The 15,858-nt window shown below is 73.3% G+C and carries 11 protein-coding genes, 5 tRNA genes and 1 riboswitch; of the genes, 6 read left to right on the plus strand and 10 right to left on the minus strand.

The window, feature by feature from the left end; all coding sequences use genetic code 11:
- Positions 1–38: 38 nt before the first annotated feature.
- The 5 genes from ACSU6M_RS16135 to ACSU6M_RS16155 all read right to left on the minus strand — a co-directional run bounded on the left by ACSU6M_RS16135 (position 39) and on the right by ACSU6M_RS16155 (position 5,448).
- Positions 39–1,094 (minus strand): M23 family metallopeptidase, encoded by a 1,056-nt coding sequence (locus ACSU6M_RS16135; RefSeq protein WP_437070420.1) that lies wholly within the window; start codon positions 1,092–1,094, stop codon positions 39–41.
- A gap of 11 nt (positions 1,095–1,105) precedes the next feature.
- A riboswitch (cyclic di-AMP (ydaO/yuaA leader) is annotated at positions 1,106–1,262 on the minus strand.
- Positions 1,263–1,506: 244 nt separating this feature from the next.
- Entirely contained in the window at positions 1,507–2,619 is a 1,113-nt protein-coding gene (locus ACSU6M_RS16140) for a PP2C family protein-serine/threonine phosphatase (RefSeq protein ID WP_437070421.1), read from the minus strand.
- Positions 2,620–2,839: 220 nt separating this feature from the next.
- Positions 2,840–2,913: transfer RNA gene (locus tag ACSU6M_RS16145), tRNA-Met, on the minus strand.
- 74 nt (positions 2,914–2,987) lie between these two features.
- On the minus strand, positions 2,988–4,199 hold the full coding sequence (locus tag ACSU6M_RS16150; RefSeq protein ID WP_437070422.1) for an alginate lyase family protein: 1,212 nt from the start codon (positions 4,197–4,199) through the stop codon (positions 2,988–2,990).
- 118 nt (positions 4,200–4,317) lie between these two features.
- Complete coding sequence (locus tag ACSU6M_RS16155; RefSeq protein ID WP_437070423.1) at positions 4,318–5,448, minus strand: dihydrofolate reductase family protein; 1,131 nt, start codon at positions 5,446–5,448, stop codon at positions 4,318–4,320.
- A 284-nt stretch (positions 5,449–5,732) separates the two neighbouring features.
- On the opposite strand from ACSU6M_RS16155, the gene ACSU6M_RS16160 reads away from it, so the two are divergent.
- Positions 5,733–6,380 carry a class I SAM-dependent methyltransferase gene (locus ACSU6M_RS16160; RefSeq protein ID WP_437070424.1) on the plus strand — a complete coding sequence of 216 codons (648 nt, stop codon included), beginning with the start codon at positions 5,733–5,735 and terminating at the stop codon, positions 6,378–6,380.
- Positions 6,381–6,530: 150 nt separating this feature from the next.
- On the opposite strand, the gene ACSU6M_RS16165 is transcribed toward ACSU6M_RS16160, so the two are convergent.
- The 5 genes from ACSU6M_RS16165 to ACSU6M_RS16185 form a co-directional block, all read right to left on the minus strand.
- A tRNA-Lys gene (locus tag ACSU6M_RS16165) sits at positions 6,531–6,603 on the minus strand.
- 155 nt (positions 6,604–6,758) lie between these two features.
- The gene (locus tag ACSU6M_RS16170) at positions 6,759–9,818 is read right to left on the minus strand and encodes an FG-GAP-like repeat-containing protein (RefSeq protein ID WP_437070425.1); all 3,060 of its coding nucleotides are present in this window, start codon (positions 9,816–9,818) and stop codon (positions 6,759–6,761) included.
- A 254-nt stretch (positions 9,819–10,072) separates the two neighbouring features.
- Entirely contained in the window at positions 10,073–12,259 is a 2,187-nt protein-coding gene (locus ACSU6M_RS16175; RefSeq protein ID WP_437070426.1) for a DEAD/DEAH box helicase, read from the minus strand.
- A 254-nt stretch (positions 12,260–12,513) separates the two neighbouring features.
- A complete protein-coding gene (locus ACSU6M_RS16180; RefSeq protein ID WP_437070427.1) occupies positions 12,514–13,062 on the minus strand; it encodes a hypothetical protein in 549 nt (182 codons plus the stop codon).
- A 75-nt stretch (positions 13,063–13,137) separates the two neighbouring features.
- Positions 13,138–13,488 carry a metallopeptidase family protein gene (locus ACSU6M_RS16185; protein WP_437070428.1) on the minus strand — a complete coding sequence of 117 codons (351 nt, stop codon included), beginning with the start codon at positions 13,486–13,488 and terminating at the stop codon, positions 13,138–13,140.
- Between the two features lie 104 nt (positions 13,489–13,592).
- Here ACSU6M_RS16185 and ACSU6M_RS16190 point away from each other — a divergent pair, with 104 nt between their 5' ends.
- The 5 genes from ACSU6M_RS16190 (at position 13,593) to ACSU6M_RS16210 (ending at position 15,818) form a co-directional block, all read left to right on the plus strand.
- Positions 13,593–15,062, plus strand: coding sequence for a metallophosphoesterase family protein (locus ACSU6M_RS16190; RefSeq protein ID WP_437070429.1), 1,470 nt, complete (start codon positions 13,593–13,595; stop codon positions 15,060–15,062).
- An 80-nt stretch (positions 15,063–15,142) separates the two neighbouring features.
- Positions 15,143–15,215, plus strand: a tRNA-Glu gene (locus tag ACSU6M_RS16195).
- 49 nt (positions 15,216–15,264) lie between these two features.
- Positions 15,265–15,339 (plus strand) — tRNA-Asp (locus ACSU6M_RS16200).
- Between the two features lie 24 nt (positions 15,340–15,363).
- Positions 15,364–15,437 (plus strand) — tRNA-Phe (locus ACSU6M_RS16205).
- 117 nt (positions 15,438–15,554) lie between these two features.
- Positions 15,555–15,818, plus strand: a complete 264-nt coding sequence (locus tag ACSU6M_RS16210; protein ID WP_437070430.1) for a hypothetical protein — start codon at positions 15,555–15,557, stop codon at positions 15,816–15,818.
- Positions 15,819–15,858 lie beyond the last annotated feature (40 nt).

The raw sequence follows: 15,858 nt of genomic DNA on the forward strand, positions 1-15,858 counted from the left end.
ACCGCCGGGGATCGATCGAGCCCTCGGGACGAGGAACGTCAGACGCTGAGCCCCTTGTCCCGCAGCCACGCCATCGGGTCCACGTCGCCGCCGCCGACCCGCACCTCAAGGTGCAGGTGCGCGCCGGTGACATTGCCCGTCGCCCCCACCCGTCCGATGACCTCGCCGGTGCTGACCTGCTGGCCGACGCTGACGTTGATCGAGGACTGGTGCGCGTAGCGGACCTCGGTGCCGTCCTCCAGGGTGAGCACCGTGAGGTAGCCGTACGACCCGCTCCAGCCGGCCTCGGTGATGGTGCCGGAGTGCACGGCCTTGAGCGGCGTGCCGGTGGGCGCGGCGAGGTCGAGGCCGGTGTGGTAGCCGGACGACCACATGGCACCGGCCTGCCCGAAGGTCGAGGTGATGGTGTACGAGGTGAGCGGCATCGTGAACTGGCGGGCGAGCTCGGCGAGCCGCTCGGCCTCGGCCTTCTTGCGGGCCTCCTCCTCCGCGGCGGCCTTCTCGGCGGCGGCCTTGGCCTCCGCCTCCTTCTCGGCCTGGGCGGCGGCCTCGGCGGCCTTCTTCTCGGCGGCGGCCTGGGCGGCGGCCTCGGCAGCCGCGGCGGCCTTGGCGTCGGCCTGGTCCTGCTGCTGCTCGGCCTGGGCCATGATGCGGGCGCGCAGGGCCTCACCGGCGTCGGAGGTGCCCTGGGCGGTGCCGGCGGTCTCGGCACCGAGCGTGCCGAGGGAGCTGAGCGGGGCCGTGGACTCGACCGTCTCCTCGGCGGGCTCCTCGTCGGAGATGAGGGAGCCGACGGAGGGCAGGTCGGGCATGGAGATGGCGACCGGCGGCTTGCCGGACTGGGCGCTGGCCATGCCGCCCGCGCCGACGGCGGCTATGACGCCGACGCCCAGGACGGTGGAGCTGCGGGCGAGCCCGCCGCGCTGCTTGGCGACGCGGTGCCGGCCCCGGACGGGGCGGACGGACTCCGCGGTGGGGTTCCACTCCTCCCACGGTCCCTGGTCGGAGTGGTGGCCGCCGTAGACAAAGGTTTCTTCGGCGGTGCGCTGGCCCGGCACGAACGGGGCCTGCGGGTCAGGCCGGTTGGACGCCACGTGGGCGTGCTCCTTTCCTTCCTTCTCGCCTACCGGGTTAGCTGACGGGTTCGGAGCAGGAAGGTCTCCTACGCGCGTATACCGGCCGTGTCTCCACGGCGGACTCCGCACGATTCACCCCAAGTTGGTGGTTCCCCGGTTCCCTACGGGATTCGGCGCGTGCGCACGGAGCCGTCTCTTGTGACGGCTGGGACGACCGCGCTGCGTTATCGGACGTTAATAGAACCGGAGGCTGAATTCCAAGCCGTTCCGCTTGATCATTAAGGCTCACGACGGGGACGTACGACTCATGAGCGGCGAAAAACGGGCGAGTTGACCGACACTCAGTACCGTCCGGGTTTTTGATGGTGACTCAGATGTTATGCGCAGGGCGCTCGTCCGGTCACCGCCCGTCACCGCGCCCTTTCGATCCTCACGGCTGTCGTACGGCGAGCAGCGCCATGTCGTCGGTGAGCGCGCCGCCCGTGTGCCGGCGGACCTCCTCGGCGAGGGTGCGCAGCAGGTGCCCGGGGCCGCGGAAGACGCGTCCGCGCAGCCGCGCCTCCGGGTCGTAGAACTCCCCGCGGGCGTCCCGCGCCTCGGACAGGCCGTCGGTGTAGAGCAGCAGCGTGGCCCCGCCGGGGAAGGGCCGTTCCTCGGCGTGGTCCGGCCGGCGGTCCAGCTCGCCGAGGCCGAGCGGCAGCGCGGGCCGGCGGGCGGGCAGCGGGTCCAGCTGGCCGTCGGCGTGCAGCACTAGCGGGGGCGGGTGGCCGCGGTTGAGGATGCGTACGACGCCCTCGCCGTGCGGGAGTTCGGCGAGCACGGCGGTGGTGAACCCCTCCTGCGCGTCCAGCCCGCCCTCGCGCCGGGTGCCCTCGCGGTCCAGGGCCCGCTCCAGCCGCTCGGCCACCGCCTCCAGCGTCGCCTCGTGCTCGGCCGCCTCCCGGAACGCCCCGATGACGACGGCGACCGCGGAGACCGCGCCCATGCCCTTGCCGCGCACGTCCCCGACGACGAGCCGGACGCCGTACGGGCTGTCCTGCACCGCGTACAGGTCGCCGCCGATGAACGCGTCCGCCTGGGCGGCCTCGTAGCGGGCGGCGATCTCGAAGCCGCCGATCCGCTCGGCGGGCTCGGGCAGCACCGCGCGCTGGGCGGCCTCGGCGATCTCCCGCGCCGAGGCGAGCCGCTCGCTGCTGCGGCGCACCAGGACGTTGATGACGGCGGCCAGGCAGGAGACGGTCACCACGGTGATCAGCTCGGTGACCGACTCGATGTCGGCGACCGTGCCCAGCGTCAGGTGCACGGCCAGCACGACGACGATCGTGGCGGCGCCGATGAGCAGGGTGCCGCGGCGGGAGAAGAGCGGCGCGGCGACCAGGGGCGCGGCGGTGAAGAAGGGGGCGGCCGTGTAGTCGGGCGGGGTGAAGGAGTCGTAGGCGGCGCCCGCGGCGATCAGCAGGGCGGGCAGGACGCGGACGAAGGCCCGGGTCCAGGAGATCCGCCGCCGCTCGACGGGCCTGGCGTGCGCTCCCGCACCCTTCACCTGACCAGGCGGCACCCTCGTCTCCCGCAGCGTGTGTCGGCGCGGACCGCGCGTCCGGCCCCGGAAGGTCCAGCGTTGCCGGTACGGACACGGGTGGCGAGCCGGGCGGTCCGACCGAGGGAAGGGTGCGGGGGTCCGGGGACGCCCAGGCCCCCGGTTGCCCCCGGAAAACACTCAGGGCCGGGACCCATCTGCATGGATCCCGGCCCTGAGCCTTCAGTAGCGGGGACAGGATTTGAACCTGCGACCTCTGGGTTATGAGCCCAGCGAGCTACCGAGCTGCTCCACCCCGCGTCGTTGAGACCAGTGTACGCCATCCGCGGGACAAGAAGCGAAACGGTTTGTCGCGCCCCCTCCGACCTGCGTCTTCAGTCGCCCGGGTTGCCCGCGTGGGTCAGCGTCTCCCAGGAGACGAACAGGTCGTCCGTGCCGGCGGGCCGGGTGCTCTCGGCGAGTTCGCGGGCGGCCGGGACGGCGGTGTCCGTGCGGTTCTGGAGGTGGTTGAGGGCCACCTCCAGGTCGGGGCCGAGGGTGCGGGCCACCTTGCCGCCGCACAGCCAGGCGGGCGCGGGCTCGCCGAGCTGATGGCGGGCGTGGAGCTCGACGGCCGCCTTCAGCCGGCCGGCGACCTCCCCGTACAGGTCGACGCCCTGGTGCCACGCGGTCTCGGCGATGTGGGCGGTGGCGGACAGCGCGTGGCCGACGTGCTCCAGGCCCCGGCAGGTTTCCTGGGCGAGGCCGTCCCGGTAGGCGGTCTGGCGGAACCAGTACGCCGTGATCTCCCGCGGCGAGTCGATCGAGCCGCCCTTGGGCGCGCGCGGCAGCCGGCCGTCCTTCTCCAGGTAGAAGTAGGCGGGCACGCGCTCCCGGAAGCGGTCGAGGGCCTGGTCGAAGGCCCGGTGGTCGTTCAGGAAGACGGCGATGGAGATCTGCGCGTCGGTCATGACGAGCTCCCAGTTGCCGTTGCGGTCGGGCGCCGGACGGCTCACCTCGGGCAGATAGGCGCTGCGCAGCATGTCCTCGAACCGCGCCACCCGCCGCTCCGGCCAGCCCGCGCCCGGCGTGTGCCGGATCAGCTCGGCGGCCCGCGCCCAGGTCGACCCGGCCCAGCCGGCCTGGAGCCCGGCGTCGTCCCCGGTGTGCCCGGTCAGCCTCGCCGACCAGGCGTCCATGATCTCGGTCGCCTTGGCGGCGTGCTGCCGCTTGCCGGTGACCACGAAGAGCAGGGCCTGCGTATAGGCGGCGATGGCGTCCTGGCGCTCCTCCATACACCCCCGGCCCGCCCTGGCGCCGCCCGGACAGGCGACGGTCTCCACCGGCCGGGGCCGGTACCGGTACGACCCGTACCGGCTGTCGCGCATGTCCAGGTAGGCCGAGAGCCACGGCTGCTTCCCGGCCCTGACCCGCTCCCGTACGGTGTCCAGCTGCGCCTTGCCGATCAGGACGCCGGGGTGGGTGAACGCCGCGTCCGGGGGCAGCGCGCGGGCCATGGTCCGCGTCCGCCCGTCCAGCGCCCCGCACCCGGCGACCAGTGCCACGAGCAGCACAGCCGCCACGCCTCTCGTCCCCAGCGCCCTCATCGCCCTCTCCCTCCGCTCCGGCCGGCAGCCCGGTCACTGGCAGCGTGACCCGGCCGGGGCGGCGGCGCAGGATCTGTTGGGCCGGACGGTGGCGTGGCGGCCGGCCCCCGGCGGGGCGTCAGCCCAGCAGGTGGCGGTTGGGTTCCTTGGCGCGTTCCTCGTACTCCGGCAGGACGACGACGTCGGCGCCGTGGTCCCGCAGGAGCCCGCTGCCGTCCGCGTCGGTGACGAAGGTGTCCGGCTCGCGCCAGGCGGTGACGACCCGGCGTACGCCCGCGTCGAGGATCAGCCGGGCGCAGGGGGCGGGCCGCGAGGCGCGGCGGGCGCAGGGCTCCAGGCTGGAGTAGACGGTGGCGCCGGGCAGCCGCGGGTCGGCCGGGTCGGTCTTGGCGAGGGCGGCCTCCTCGGCGTGCACCACGGGGTCGTCGCCCTCGCGGGAGTGGCCGCGGGCCAGTTCGGTGCCGTCGGCGGCGACGATCACGGCGCCGACGCTGAACGCGGTCCGCGACGGCGGACACTGCGCGGCCAGTTCGCAGGCGATGCGCAGCCAGTGCCGGTCGGCGGGCACGGCGGTGCCGGCGGTGCCGGGTGCGGTGGGCTCGTAGCGCATCAGGACGACGTCCTCGATACGCCGGGTCTCCACCAGGCGCAGCCGCCCGGCCTGGTAGCCGCCGGGGCCGAAGAGGCGGGGGGCGTCGGGGGTGCCGACGAGCAGGGGGGCGAGGACGAGCTGGAGTTCGTCGGCGAGCTGCTCGCGCAGCAGCTGGGTGTGGACGGTGCCGCCGCCCTCGACCATCAGCCGCCGCACGCCGCGGACGTCGTGCAGATGCTCCAGGACCGCGCTCCAGTCGAGCCGGTCGCCGAGGGCGACGACATCGGCGGAGATCCCGGCCCGCCGGGCGCGTTCGGCGCCCTTGCCCGTCGTGTACAGCACCTTCTCGCCGCCGGTGTGCCAGAAGCGGGCGCCGGGGTCGAGGTCGCCGGTGGCGCTGACAGCGACCTTGAGCGGGTACTCCGGGCGCCCTGCGGCGAGGCGGGCCGCGCGCCGCTCGGGCGAGTTGACCAGCAGCCGGGGGTTGTCGGCGCGCAGGGTGCCGGCGCCGACGAGGATGGCGTCGCAGGACGCCCGTACCTCGTCGACGCGGTCGAAGTCGGCCGGGGAGGAGAGCAGCAGACGGTCGGGGCCGGTGTCGTCGAGGTAGCCGTCGAGGGAGACGGCGGCGGACAGCAGGACGTACGGATACGGCATCGGCGCGGTGTCTCTCTCGCAGCGGGCGGGCTCTGGGGCGACGACTACTTGGTTCAAGTTTTAAGCGAACCTACACGGGCGGCATGCCGCATCTGTACCACTCCATCCTGGCCGCTGTCCGAGCCACAGCAGCGGCGGCCGGGCAGGACCCGCTCGCCCACCGCCCCGACCCGGCCGCCCAGTTGCAGGACCCGGCCTGAACCGACGGACCGGCTGAACCGACCGCGGGCGGGGCGGATACTGGAGGGGCCCGAGCAACTTCCCTCCCCCTCACGCGAGGTGCCGTGTCCCGCTCGACGACCCGCCGCAGCTACGACACCGTCGCCGAGCGCTACGCCGCCGACATCGGCGGTGAGCTCGACGGCAAGCCCCTGGACCGCGCCCTCCTGGACACCCTGGCCGAACTGGCCGGCGACGGCCCGGTCCTGGACATCGGCTGCGGCCCCGGCCACGCCACCGCCCACCTGGACCGCCACGGCGCCCGCGTGAGCGGCCTGGACCTGTCGCCGGGGATGTGCGCGGTGGCCCGGCGCAGCACCGGACTGCCCTTCGCGGCCGCCGACATGACCGCGCTCCCGGTCCGCTCCGGCTCCGTCGCGGCGATCCTGTGCTGGTACGCCGTCATCCACCTCGACGACCGCCACCGCGCCTCGGCCTACGGGGAGTTCGCCCGTGTCCTGCGCCCCGGCGGGCACGCGCTGCTGGCCTTCCACACCGGTGACGCCGAGACCGCCCCCGGCGGCTCGCGCCGGCTCACCGAGTGGTGGGACCACTGCGTGGACCTCACGTTCCACTTCCTGGACCCGGACGCCGAGAGCCGCCGCCTCGCCGAGGCCGGCTTCTCCGTCACCGCCCGCCTGGACCGCTCCCCGCATCCGGACACGGAACATCCCAGCCGGCGGACGTATCTGCTGGTCGAGCGCACGACCTGACCGCCGGACCGGCACAGCCGAGCCGGACCGGGAGACCGCCGGGAGGGCCGCTCACGCCCGGCCTCGCACACGACACAGCGCCCGCGCCGACCGAAGCCGACGCGGGCGCTGCACAGCAGCTCGGAGGCCGTGTCCCCCTGCTGCCACCGGTAGGCCCTGTGGGACTCGAACCCACAACCAATGGATTAAAAGTCCACTGCTCTGCCAATTGAGCTAAGGGCCCTGGCGATGTTGCCTACCCGAGCATAGCCGGACGTGGCCGTGTGTCCGATCGGGTATCGGAGACACGGCCACGTCGACGGGGTGAATGGCTGGGGATCTACCGGTTCGGGGGCGGAGGTGAAGCCGCGCGGGAGGGCACGCGCGGTCACCGGCGTACTAGAACAGGCCCTTGTAGCCCTGCCAGCCGCTGGCGATCTTCACCCGCGCGGAGAACGACCCCTTGCCGTTGCCGGCCTGCCGCCACAGGTTCCCCGCGGTGTCCCGCGCGACCAGGTCGGCCCTGCCGTCCCCGGTGATGTCGCCGACGCCGACGACCGCGTCGTACGAGGCGCCCCAGCCGGAGAACACCTTCACCCGGCCCTTCAGCGCACCCGTCCGCAGGCCGTCGTAGCGCCACAGGTTCCCGGCCCGGTCACGGGCCAGCACATCGCCGACACCGTCCCCGGTGAGGTCCCCGGCCCCGACGACCTCGGTGTAGGTCCCCCACCCGGTCCCGATCCGCCGCGCGGCCGCCAGCGTGCCGTCCGCCTTCGCGGCGTAGAGGTAGGCGTCCCCGGTCGAGGCCCTGCGCGTCAGCAGATCGGCCCGCCCGTCGCCGGTCAGGTCGCCGGGGGAGGTGAGGACGTCATGGGCGTTCCAGCCGGTGCCCAGCCGCGTGTACGGCGTCGACGGCGTGAGCGCCTTGCCGCAGCCCGGCCGGTAGCCGCGCAGCGAACCGTCGGACAGCCGCACCAGCACGTCGTTGCAGCGGTCCCCGTTCAGGTCGCCGAACGGCACGGCGGTCACCGAGGCCGGCCAGCCCGAGCCCGAGGTCGTTCCGCCGAACTTCCCGGTGCCGTCGCCCCGCTGGAAGGCGAGGGTCCCGCCGGACGTCAGGGTGAGCAGATCACCCGTGCCGTCGGGGGTGCCGCTCGCTCCCGCATGGTCACGGCGCACCGCCGCCGCCCCGGACACCTTCACGGTGCCGGTGCGCACCAGGGCCGTGCCGTGCCCGTCGGCGGGCTGTGCCGTCAGCGTCCAGGCGTACGTTCCGTTGGCAACCAGGGCGCCCGTCGCGGTCGTCCCGTTCCACGCGGCGGAGACCGCGCCGCGGGTCTCGCCCCCGGCGAGGGTGCGCACGGTGGCCCCGGTCGCCTTGTTCCTCAGGGTGAGCCGCCAGGACGCGGCGGGCTTCGACAGCCACCAGCGGCCCGTCCAGGATGCCGCCCCGCCCTTGACGGCCGCCCCGGCCGGGGTGTCGCTGTCGATCTGGGCGAGCGGCGAGGTGACCGTGCCCACGCGTGCGACGTGGACGTTCTCCTGGGCGTCGACCCAGGCCAGCGGCCCGCCGTAGGGGTCCGCCGACCATCCCAGACCGGGGGTGCCGGACTTGGACGTGAAGCGCGTGGCCTCGGTCGGCGTCGCGGAGGTGACGTCGTCCACGATCACCGTGCCGCTGCCGTCGCCCGTGCCGGACGCCACCCAGCCGTCGCCGAGCGCGTCCACGTGGCGGTTGAGCGGGGTCGTCCGCCCGGTCCTGAGGTTCTTCACACCCGCCTTGGCGGTGCCCGAGCGGCAGCTCCAGGACAGCCAGTCACCGGCGGCGCTGACGCGGACCGGGCTGCCGCAGCCGGACCCGACGCTCACGGCCGCGCCCTTGGTGCCGGTGACGACGTCCATGGGGACGAAGGTGCCCGTCGTGCTGCCCCTCTGCCACAGGGTGCGGCCCCACAGCGCGTAGTCGCCGTCCGCCAGGGTGCGCAGGGGGGCGTTCCTGTCGAGGTCGACGACCTGGACGAGGAAGCGGCCGGTCTGTACGTCGTCCATGCCGCGCACCAGCGCGAAACGGCCCGAGGCGTCGTCGAGCTGGGGCTGCTGCAGGGTGGTGCCCAGCGGGGTCTCCCGCGTCCCGTCCGCGGACACCAGCAGGGGATCGTTGGAGTAGTCGTCGACGAGCATGCGGCCGTCGCCGGTGGCGCGCACGTCCGGGCAGGGGAACGGCTCGAAGCAGTCGGACCAGTCGAGGGTCCTGCCTGCGGTGCGGGCGGTGGCGGCGGAGTAGGTCAGGGGCGAAGTCGCCGAGATGGTGCGCTGGTTGAGGGACAGCGCCGTGCCGAGCGTGTGGTCGACGGTCAGCATCCGTCCGTTGGCGACGGAGGGCACCACCGACTCGGAACGCACGGCCGGGATGGAGGTCAGCACGGTCGCCTGCGGCGCCCCGTCCACCACAGCGATGCGCTGGATGCTCGCGGCCTCGGGGTCGCCGCCGGCCACCACGACCACACTGCCGTCCCGCGCGGCGTCGACGTCCGCACTCGCCTGGGTGAGCAGCGTCCGCTCCCCGCCGCCGTCGGCGGACACGGCGACGATCCGGTGCACCCGGGCGCTCTCGGCGGGCACCGTGCCGTCCGCGGACAGGTCGTACCGGGCGATCAGCACCGCGTCCCCGGCCGTGCCGAGCAGCCGCGCGTTCTTCTCGTACGGGACGGAGAACGTGCGCACCGGCTGGGAGAAGTCGGCGGTGTCGAAGACGGCGACCGCCCCGTCGGTGTGCCACACGGTCAGCCGGTCGCCGAGCAGCGCCGAACGGGCGCCGCTGCGCCGGTGGTCCTCCAGGATCGGGGTCGCGCTCGCGTCGGCGAGATCGACCCAGGCGGGGTGGGTGACACCGTCCACGGTGTACGAGGTGTACACGCCCTGCGGGTTGGCCGCCGTCGGCCACGCCCGCAGCACGGCGCCTTCGGGGAAGCCCGACACCGGCCGGTCCTCGACCTCGCCGTCCACCAGCCTGAGCAGATGCCAGGAGACCACGTCGGTCCCGCTGTGGGTCACGCTGAGGACGGTGTCGCCGAAACTCCCCGCGTACGTCTGACCGGCGGGCAGGACCAGCTTCCGCGAGGTGCCGTCGCGCATGTCGCGGAAGGTCACCGTGGTCGTGGAACCGATCCTGGCGGCGGGGTTGGCCACGACATCGCCCCAGGCACCGTTGTTCGCGTACTTGCGGCTGTCGCCGGTGAGCCAGTCGAGCTCGGTCGAGGCGTCCGGGTCCGCGTACGGCGTCCACAGCACCCCGTCGCCCTCGCGCTGGTGCAGAAATCCCGAGTCACCGGCGAACACGACCCGGTCGGCCCGCGGAGTGGCCCGCAGGGCGGCGGGGATGACCACCTCGGTGCCGGCGGACACGGCCGCGGCCTGCTGCGGCACCACGACGGCACCGGCCGCGCACGCTGCCGCCACGGCGACGGCCGCCGTCGTCCGCCTGCCGATTCCCCTGCGAAGAAAACCCGACCGGCCCAACAGTCCCTCCCGGACAGAGAAAAGAGGTGAAGGAGGGTGTGGGGCCCCTCAAGAAGCCCGCGAAGAGACGTTCCCGCTTCGAAGTGACGTTCCTTCTCAAGGCAGGGGGAGCGTAGCAGCGGCCCAGAGGGCCCGGACACAGAGAGGCTCGGGAGACGCCGTGCATCTCCCGAGCCTCGGATCACGCCCTGATGTCAGCCGTTGCGCTTCCAGCGCGGCTTGTCCTCGCGGCGGCCGAAGGAACCGCCGCCGCGGTGGTCGTCACGGCGGCCGTAGGGACGCTCGTGGCCGCCGGTGCGGAAGCCGGGGCGGTCGCCCTGGCGGTCGCGGTTGAACGGGCGGTCGCTGCCGCGGTGGCCACCGCGGTCGTCGCGGCGGAAGCCGCCACGGTCGTCACGGCGCTCGAAGGAACGGCCACCACGGTCGTCACGACGCTCGAAGCCGCCCCGCTCACCGCGGTCACGGTTGAACCCGCCACGGTCGTCCCGACGCTCACCGCGGTCGTCCCGGCGGAAACCGCCACGGTCGTCACGGCGCTCGAACGAACGGCCACCACGGTCGTCACGACGCTCGAAGCCGCCCCGCTCACCACGGTCACGGTTGAACCCGCCACGGTCGTCCCGACGCTCACCGCGGTCGTCCCGGCGGAAACCGCCACGGTCGTCACGACGCTCGAACGAACGGCCACCACGGTCACGGTCGAAGGAACGGCCGCCCCGGTCGTCACGGCGCTCGCCCCGGTCGTCGCGGCGGAAGCCGCCACGGTCGTCACGGCGCTCGAAGGAACGGCCACCGCGGTCGTCACGGCGCTCGCGGCGCTCGAAGGACCGCTCCTCGCGCTCGACCCGGTCCACGTCCTGCGCCGCCGGCTGCTCCGGCACCGACACCTCGGCGACGGCCACCGCGGCCTCGGCCGCCTCGGCGGCAGCCGCCACGACCGCCTCCGGGTCCTCGCCGCGCTCACGGGCCACCCGGGCCAGCAGCCGGTCGGCCTCCTCGCGCAGCTCGGTGGCGCGGCGCTGCGCCCGCTCCAGCTGCTTGGTCAGGTGCGCCACGTCCCGCTCGGCCTGCGAGGCGGCGTTGCCCGCCGACTCCGCCTGCACCTCGGTCATCGACCGGGCGCCGGTGATCTCGGCGACCTCCGGGTCGAACGCGCCGGCGCCCTGGATGATGTGGCGCGAGGCGTCCACGCCCGCGTCCTCCATCAGCCGGAAGATCTGACGGCGCTGGTGCGGCAGGGCGAGGGAGACGACCGTACCCGTACGGCCGGCACGGGCCGTACGGCCGGCGCGGTGCAGGTAGTCCTTGTGGTCACCGGCCGGGTCCACGTTGAGCACCAGGTCGATGCCGTCCACGTGGATACCGCGCGCGGCGACGTCGGTGGCGACCAGGACGTTGACGTACCCGTCCTTGAAGTCGGCCAGCGTCCGCGTCCGCGCACCCTGCGTCATACCGCCGTGCAGCGCGTCCGCCTTCACGCCCGCCTCGCGCAGCTGCTCGGCGACGCGGTCGGCGCCCAGCTGGGTGCGGACGAAGATGATCGTGCGGCCCTTGCGGGAGGCGATCGCGGCGGTCACCGGCGCCTTGTCCTTGGGCTTCACGATGAGGATGTGGTGCGACATCGTCGTGACCGCACCCTGCGCCGCGTCCACCTCGTGCAGGACGGGCGAGGTCAGGTAGCGGTCGACGAGCGTCTTGATCTCGTTCTCCATCGTCGCGGAGAACAGCATCCGCTGACCGCCCGCCGGAACCTGGTCCAGCAGCTCGGTCACCTCGGGCAGGAAGCCGAGGTCGGACATCTGGTCGGCCTCGTCGAGGACGGCGATCTGCACGTCTTCCAGGGAGCAGGCGCCGCGGTTGATGATGTCGCGCAGCCGGCCCGGGGTGGCGACCAGGATGTCGACGCCCTTCTCCAGGGCGTAGATCTGGTTGCCCATCGACGTGCCGCCGCAGACGACCTTCATCTTCAGGCCGACGACATCGCCGTACGGCTGGAGCGCGTCCGCGACCTGCATGGCGAGCTCACGGGTCGGGGTGAGGATGACCGCGCGGGGGCGCTTCTTCTCGGTGCGGCCGCCGGCCAGCTGGGCCAGCGTCGGCAGACCGAAGGAGAGGGTCTTGCCGGAGCCGGTGCGGCCGCGGCCGAGGATGTCCTTGCCCGCCAGCGCGTCCGGGATGGTCGCGGCCTGGATCGGGAAGGGGGTGGTCACGCCGTTCTGCGCGAGCTTGCGCACGACACCCTCGGGCAGACCGAGGTCCGCGAAGGTGATCTCGGGGGCGTCCGAGACCTCGGCGGCCTCGGCGTTGTCGACGGCCTCGGTGTTCTCGACGGCCTCGATGTCCTCGGGCAGGACGGTGTGATCAGTACTGGAAATGGACATGCGTATGCGAAACCTTCCGGAGTCTCATCGGCACGCGCCCGTCAACTCCGTGATTCGCATACGACCGCCTCAATGCGGTCCGCCACGGCAAAGGAGAGTACGCGCCACACGGCGCGCTCTGCAGTGGCGCCGGGCAAATGGGATCAAACGATCTACCACCATACGCACTCACCACCCCAGAAGGCAAACCGGAACCGTTCGCGCACGTCAACGCGCCGGGACCGCGAGCCACGGCCCGCCCGGCGAGCCCCCGCCTACGCCGGTGTCCCCGCCGCCGGCGCCGGCTCCCGCTGCTCCAGCTGCGGCCCCGGCTCGGGAGGCGCCGACGACGACGGCTCCGCGTGTGTCGGCGTCACCGACGGCGCCGGCGGCTCGGACGTCGGCGGAGGCGGCGGCTCCTGCGTCGGCTCCGTCCGGGTGGGCGTCGGCTCCGCCCGCGTCGGCTCCGGCACCCCCGGCTTCACCGGCGCCCCCGGCCGCACCGGCACCTGCGCCGCCGGCGCACTCGCGCTCGCGGACGGCGTCACCGACGGCGACACCGACTCCTGCGGCCGCGCGGACACCCCGCCCTTCGGCCGCGGATCCTCCGCACCGCCCGCCGCCCCGCCGGCGCCCCCGTGCCCGCCGGCACCCACACCCGGCGCCGCCACGCCGCCCCCCGCCGCCGCACCACCCCGCTCGTCCGCCGAATGCGCGGGCCGCGCCCGCCTGCCGTCGTCGTCCCCCACGCTCATACAGCCGGCGGCAGCGGCGACGGCCACCACCGTGGCGGCCAGACGGACGGGTACGTAACTGGGGCGCACGGGCAGCCACCTCCGGGGGCGCGGCGAGAAGTCACGCTGCCCAACTCCCGCCGCCCTCGCAAGGACACGCCGGGCTCACCCGTAACCCAACGCGTGCAACCGGGCGTCGTCGATCCCGAAGTGGTGCGCGATCTCGTGCACCACCGTGATCTCCGTCTCCGTGACGACGTCCTCACGCGACTCGCAGATCCGCAGCGTGGGCCCCCGGTAGATGGTGATCCGGTCCGGCAGCACCCCCGCGTACCACTCGCCGCGCTCGGTCAGCGGAGTCCCCTCGTACAGCCCGAGCAGCTCCGGGTCGTCCGCCGGCGGCTCGTCCTCGACGAACACCGCGACGTTGTCCATCAACCGCGTCAACTCCGGCGGAATCCGGTCCAACGCCTCGGCGACCAGTTCCTCGAACTCCTCGCGCGTCATCTCCAGCACACCGCCATTGTCCGGTACGACACCCCCGTACACAGGCTCCCGCGACGGCATACGGGCCCGCCGCCCCCGGCATACGAGCCCGCGGCCACGGGCATACGGGACCAATGGCCCGCACCACCGCTCCGCTCCCCCTGGAAGACCGCCCCAACCCCTGGATGCGCGCCCTCGGCCTGACCGCCGTCGTCCTCGTCGGCGCCTGGCTGGGTCTGCTGATCGTCGGCAACGTCCGCACGCCGGTCGGCCCGATGGACACCACGATGACCCTGCGCCCCTCCCTCACCGGCGGCACGAAGATCAACGTCTCCCCGCTCGGCGCCCTCCACCTCGACAGCCACATCGCCCCGGTCCGCCTCGACGTCAACGTCGACCAGCTCGACCCCGCCCGCTCCCAGGCCCTCGTCGACCACCCCGAACGCCTCTCCGGCCTCCAGGAGGAGGTCACCGACGACGTCGGCAGCGGCACCCTCGACCTCGCCGTGCGCTCCTGCGTCGCCGTCGTCACCGGCGCCACCGCCCTCGGGCTCGCCGTCTACCGCCGCCCCCGCCGCGCCCTCGCCGCCGGCGGCCTCGCCCTGTCGCTGCTCACGGCCTCCGGCATCACGGCGTACGCCACCTGGAACCCCACCTCGGTCCTCGAACCCCGCTTCTCCGGCCTGCTCACCTCGGCCCCGTCGCTGGTCGGCAACGCCCGCAGCATCGTCACCGAGTTCGACGTCTACCAGAAGGAACTCGCCCGCCTGGTGACGAACGTGACCAAGCTCTACGACGCCACCTCCACCCTCCCCGCCTACGCCCCCGACCCCTCCACGATCCGCGTCCTGCACGTGTCGGACATCCACCTCAACCCCGCCAGCTGGAAGATCATCGCCTCGCTGGTCGACCAGTACGACGTGAACGTCATCGTCGACTCCGGCGACACCATGGACCACGGCACGGCGGCCGAGAACGGCTTCCTCGACCCCATCGAGGACCTCGGCGCGCCGTACGTCTGGGTGCGCGGCAACCACGACTCCCGCGTGACCCAGCGCTACCTGGAGGGCCTGAGGAACGTCCACGTCCTCGACGACGGCCGGGCGAAGACGATCGCGGGCCTGCGCTTCGCCGGCATGGGCGACCCCCAGTTCACCCCCGACCGCTCCCGCGAGACCGGCGCCGAGGCGTCCCAGGAACTGGCCGGCGCCCGCCTCGCCTCCGCCCTGCGCGACGAGCGGGCCGCGGGCAGGCCGGTGGACGTGGCGGTGATCCACGAACCCTCCGCCGCCCGCGAGACCGACGGCGAGGTCCCCCTCGTCCTCTCCGGTCACGTCCATCGCCAGAAGATGGAGGTCATGAAGTACGGCACCCGTCTGCGCATCGAGGGCTCCACGGGCGGCAGCGGCCTGCGCGCCGTCGAGGGCGGGCATCCCGACCCCATCGAGGCATCGGTCCTCTACTTCGACCGCGGCACCCGCCGCCTCCAGGCATGGGACGAGATCCGCCTCGGCGGCCTCGGCCTCACGACGGCCGAGGTCAGCCGCCACCTGCCGAAGGAGAACACGCCCGGCGCCACACCCTCGCCCCTGCCCGGCTCGTAAACCGTTTTGGCGATCCCTCCCGCCATCCCATATGCTTCTCACGTCCCCGACGCGCTGAGAAGCGCCCAGGCGGGCCGATAGCCCTCATCGTCTAGCGGCCTAGGACGCCGCCCTTTCAAGGCGGTAGCACGGGTTCGAATCCCGTTGGGGGCACGCAGTACGGTGTGCGACACTTGAGCCTGTCGCTCGCACACACAAGCAAGGTCCTGTGGAGCAGTTTGGAGTGCTCGCCACCCTGTCAAGGTGGAGGCCGCGGGTTCAAATCCCGTCAGGACCGCCGAGGCTTCCCCGGAAGCCTCGTGGCTGGGTAGCTCAGTTGGTACGAGCGTCCGCCTGAAAAGCGGAAGGTCGCCGGTTCGACCCCGGCCCCAGCCACAGCAAAGGCCCCGATCCTCGGATCGGGGCCTTGTTGTATGGGACGGGGGATGCGGTGTGAAGAGCGGCCGAAGTGGTGAGGTCGAGCGGTTCCGGGCTCGGTACGGGTTGCATGCCGTGCTGGGCAGCAACGCGGCGATCGCGGTGGTGGCCCTGTTCGGGGTGTGGCAGCTCGACGGGGACAGGGCGGTGATCGTGGGGGTGCTGACGACGGCCTTCACCGCGATCAGCGGGATCACCACCGCCTACCTGGGGATCAAGGCGGTGTCGAACACCGCGCAGAACATCGCGCTCGGCCAGGGACCCGCCCGCACGGCGCAGGAGGGCGGCGCTCAGGCCGGTCCGCCCGGTCAGCGGGTGCCCGAGGCGCCGGTCGGCTGACGCGAGGAGGGCGGGGGCAAAAGCGTTCGCCAGGGATTTG

This window comes from Streptomyces sp. enrichment culture (genome assembly GCF_964272895.1).
Classification (GTDB): domain Bacteria; phylum Actinomycetota; class Actinomycetes; order Streptomycetales; family Streptomycetaceae; genus Streptomyces.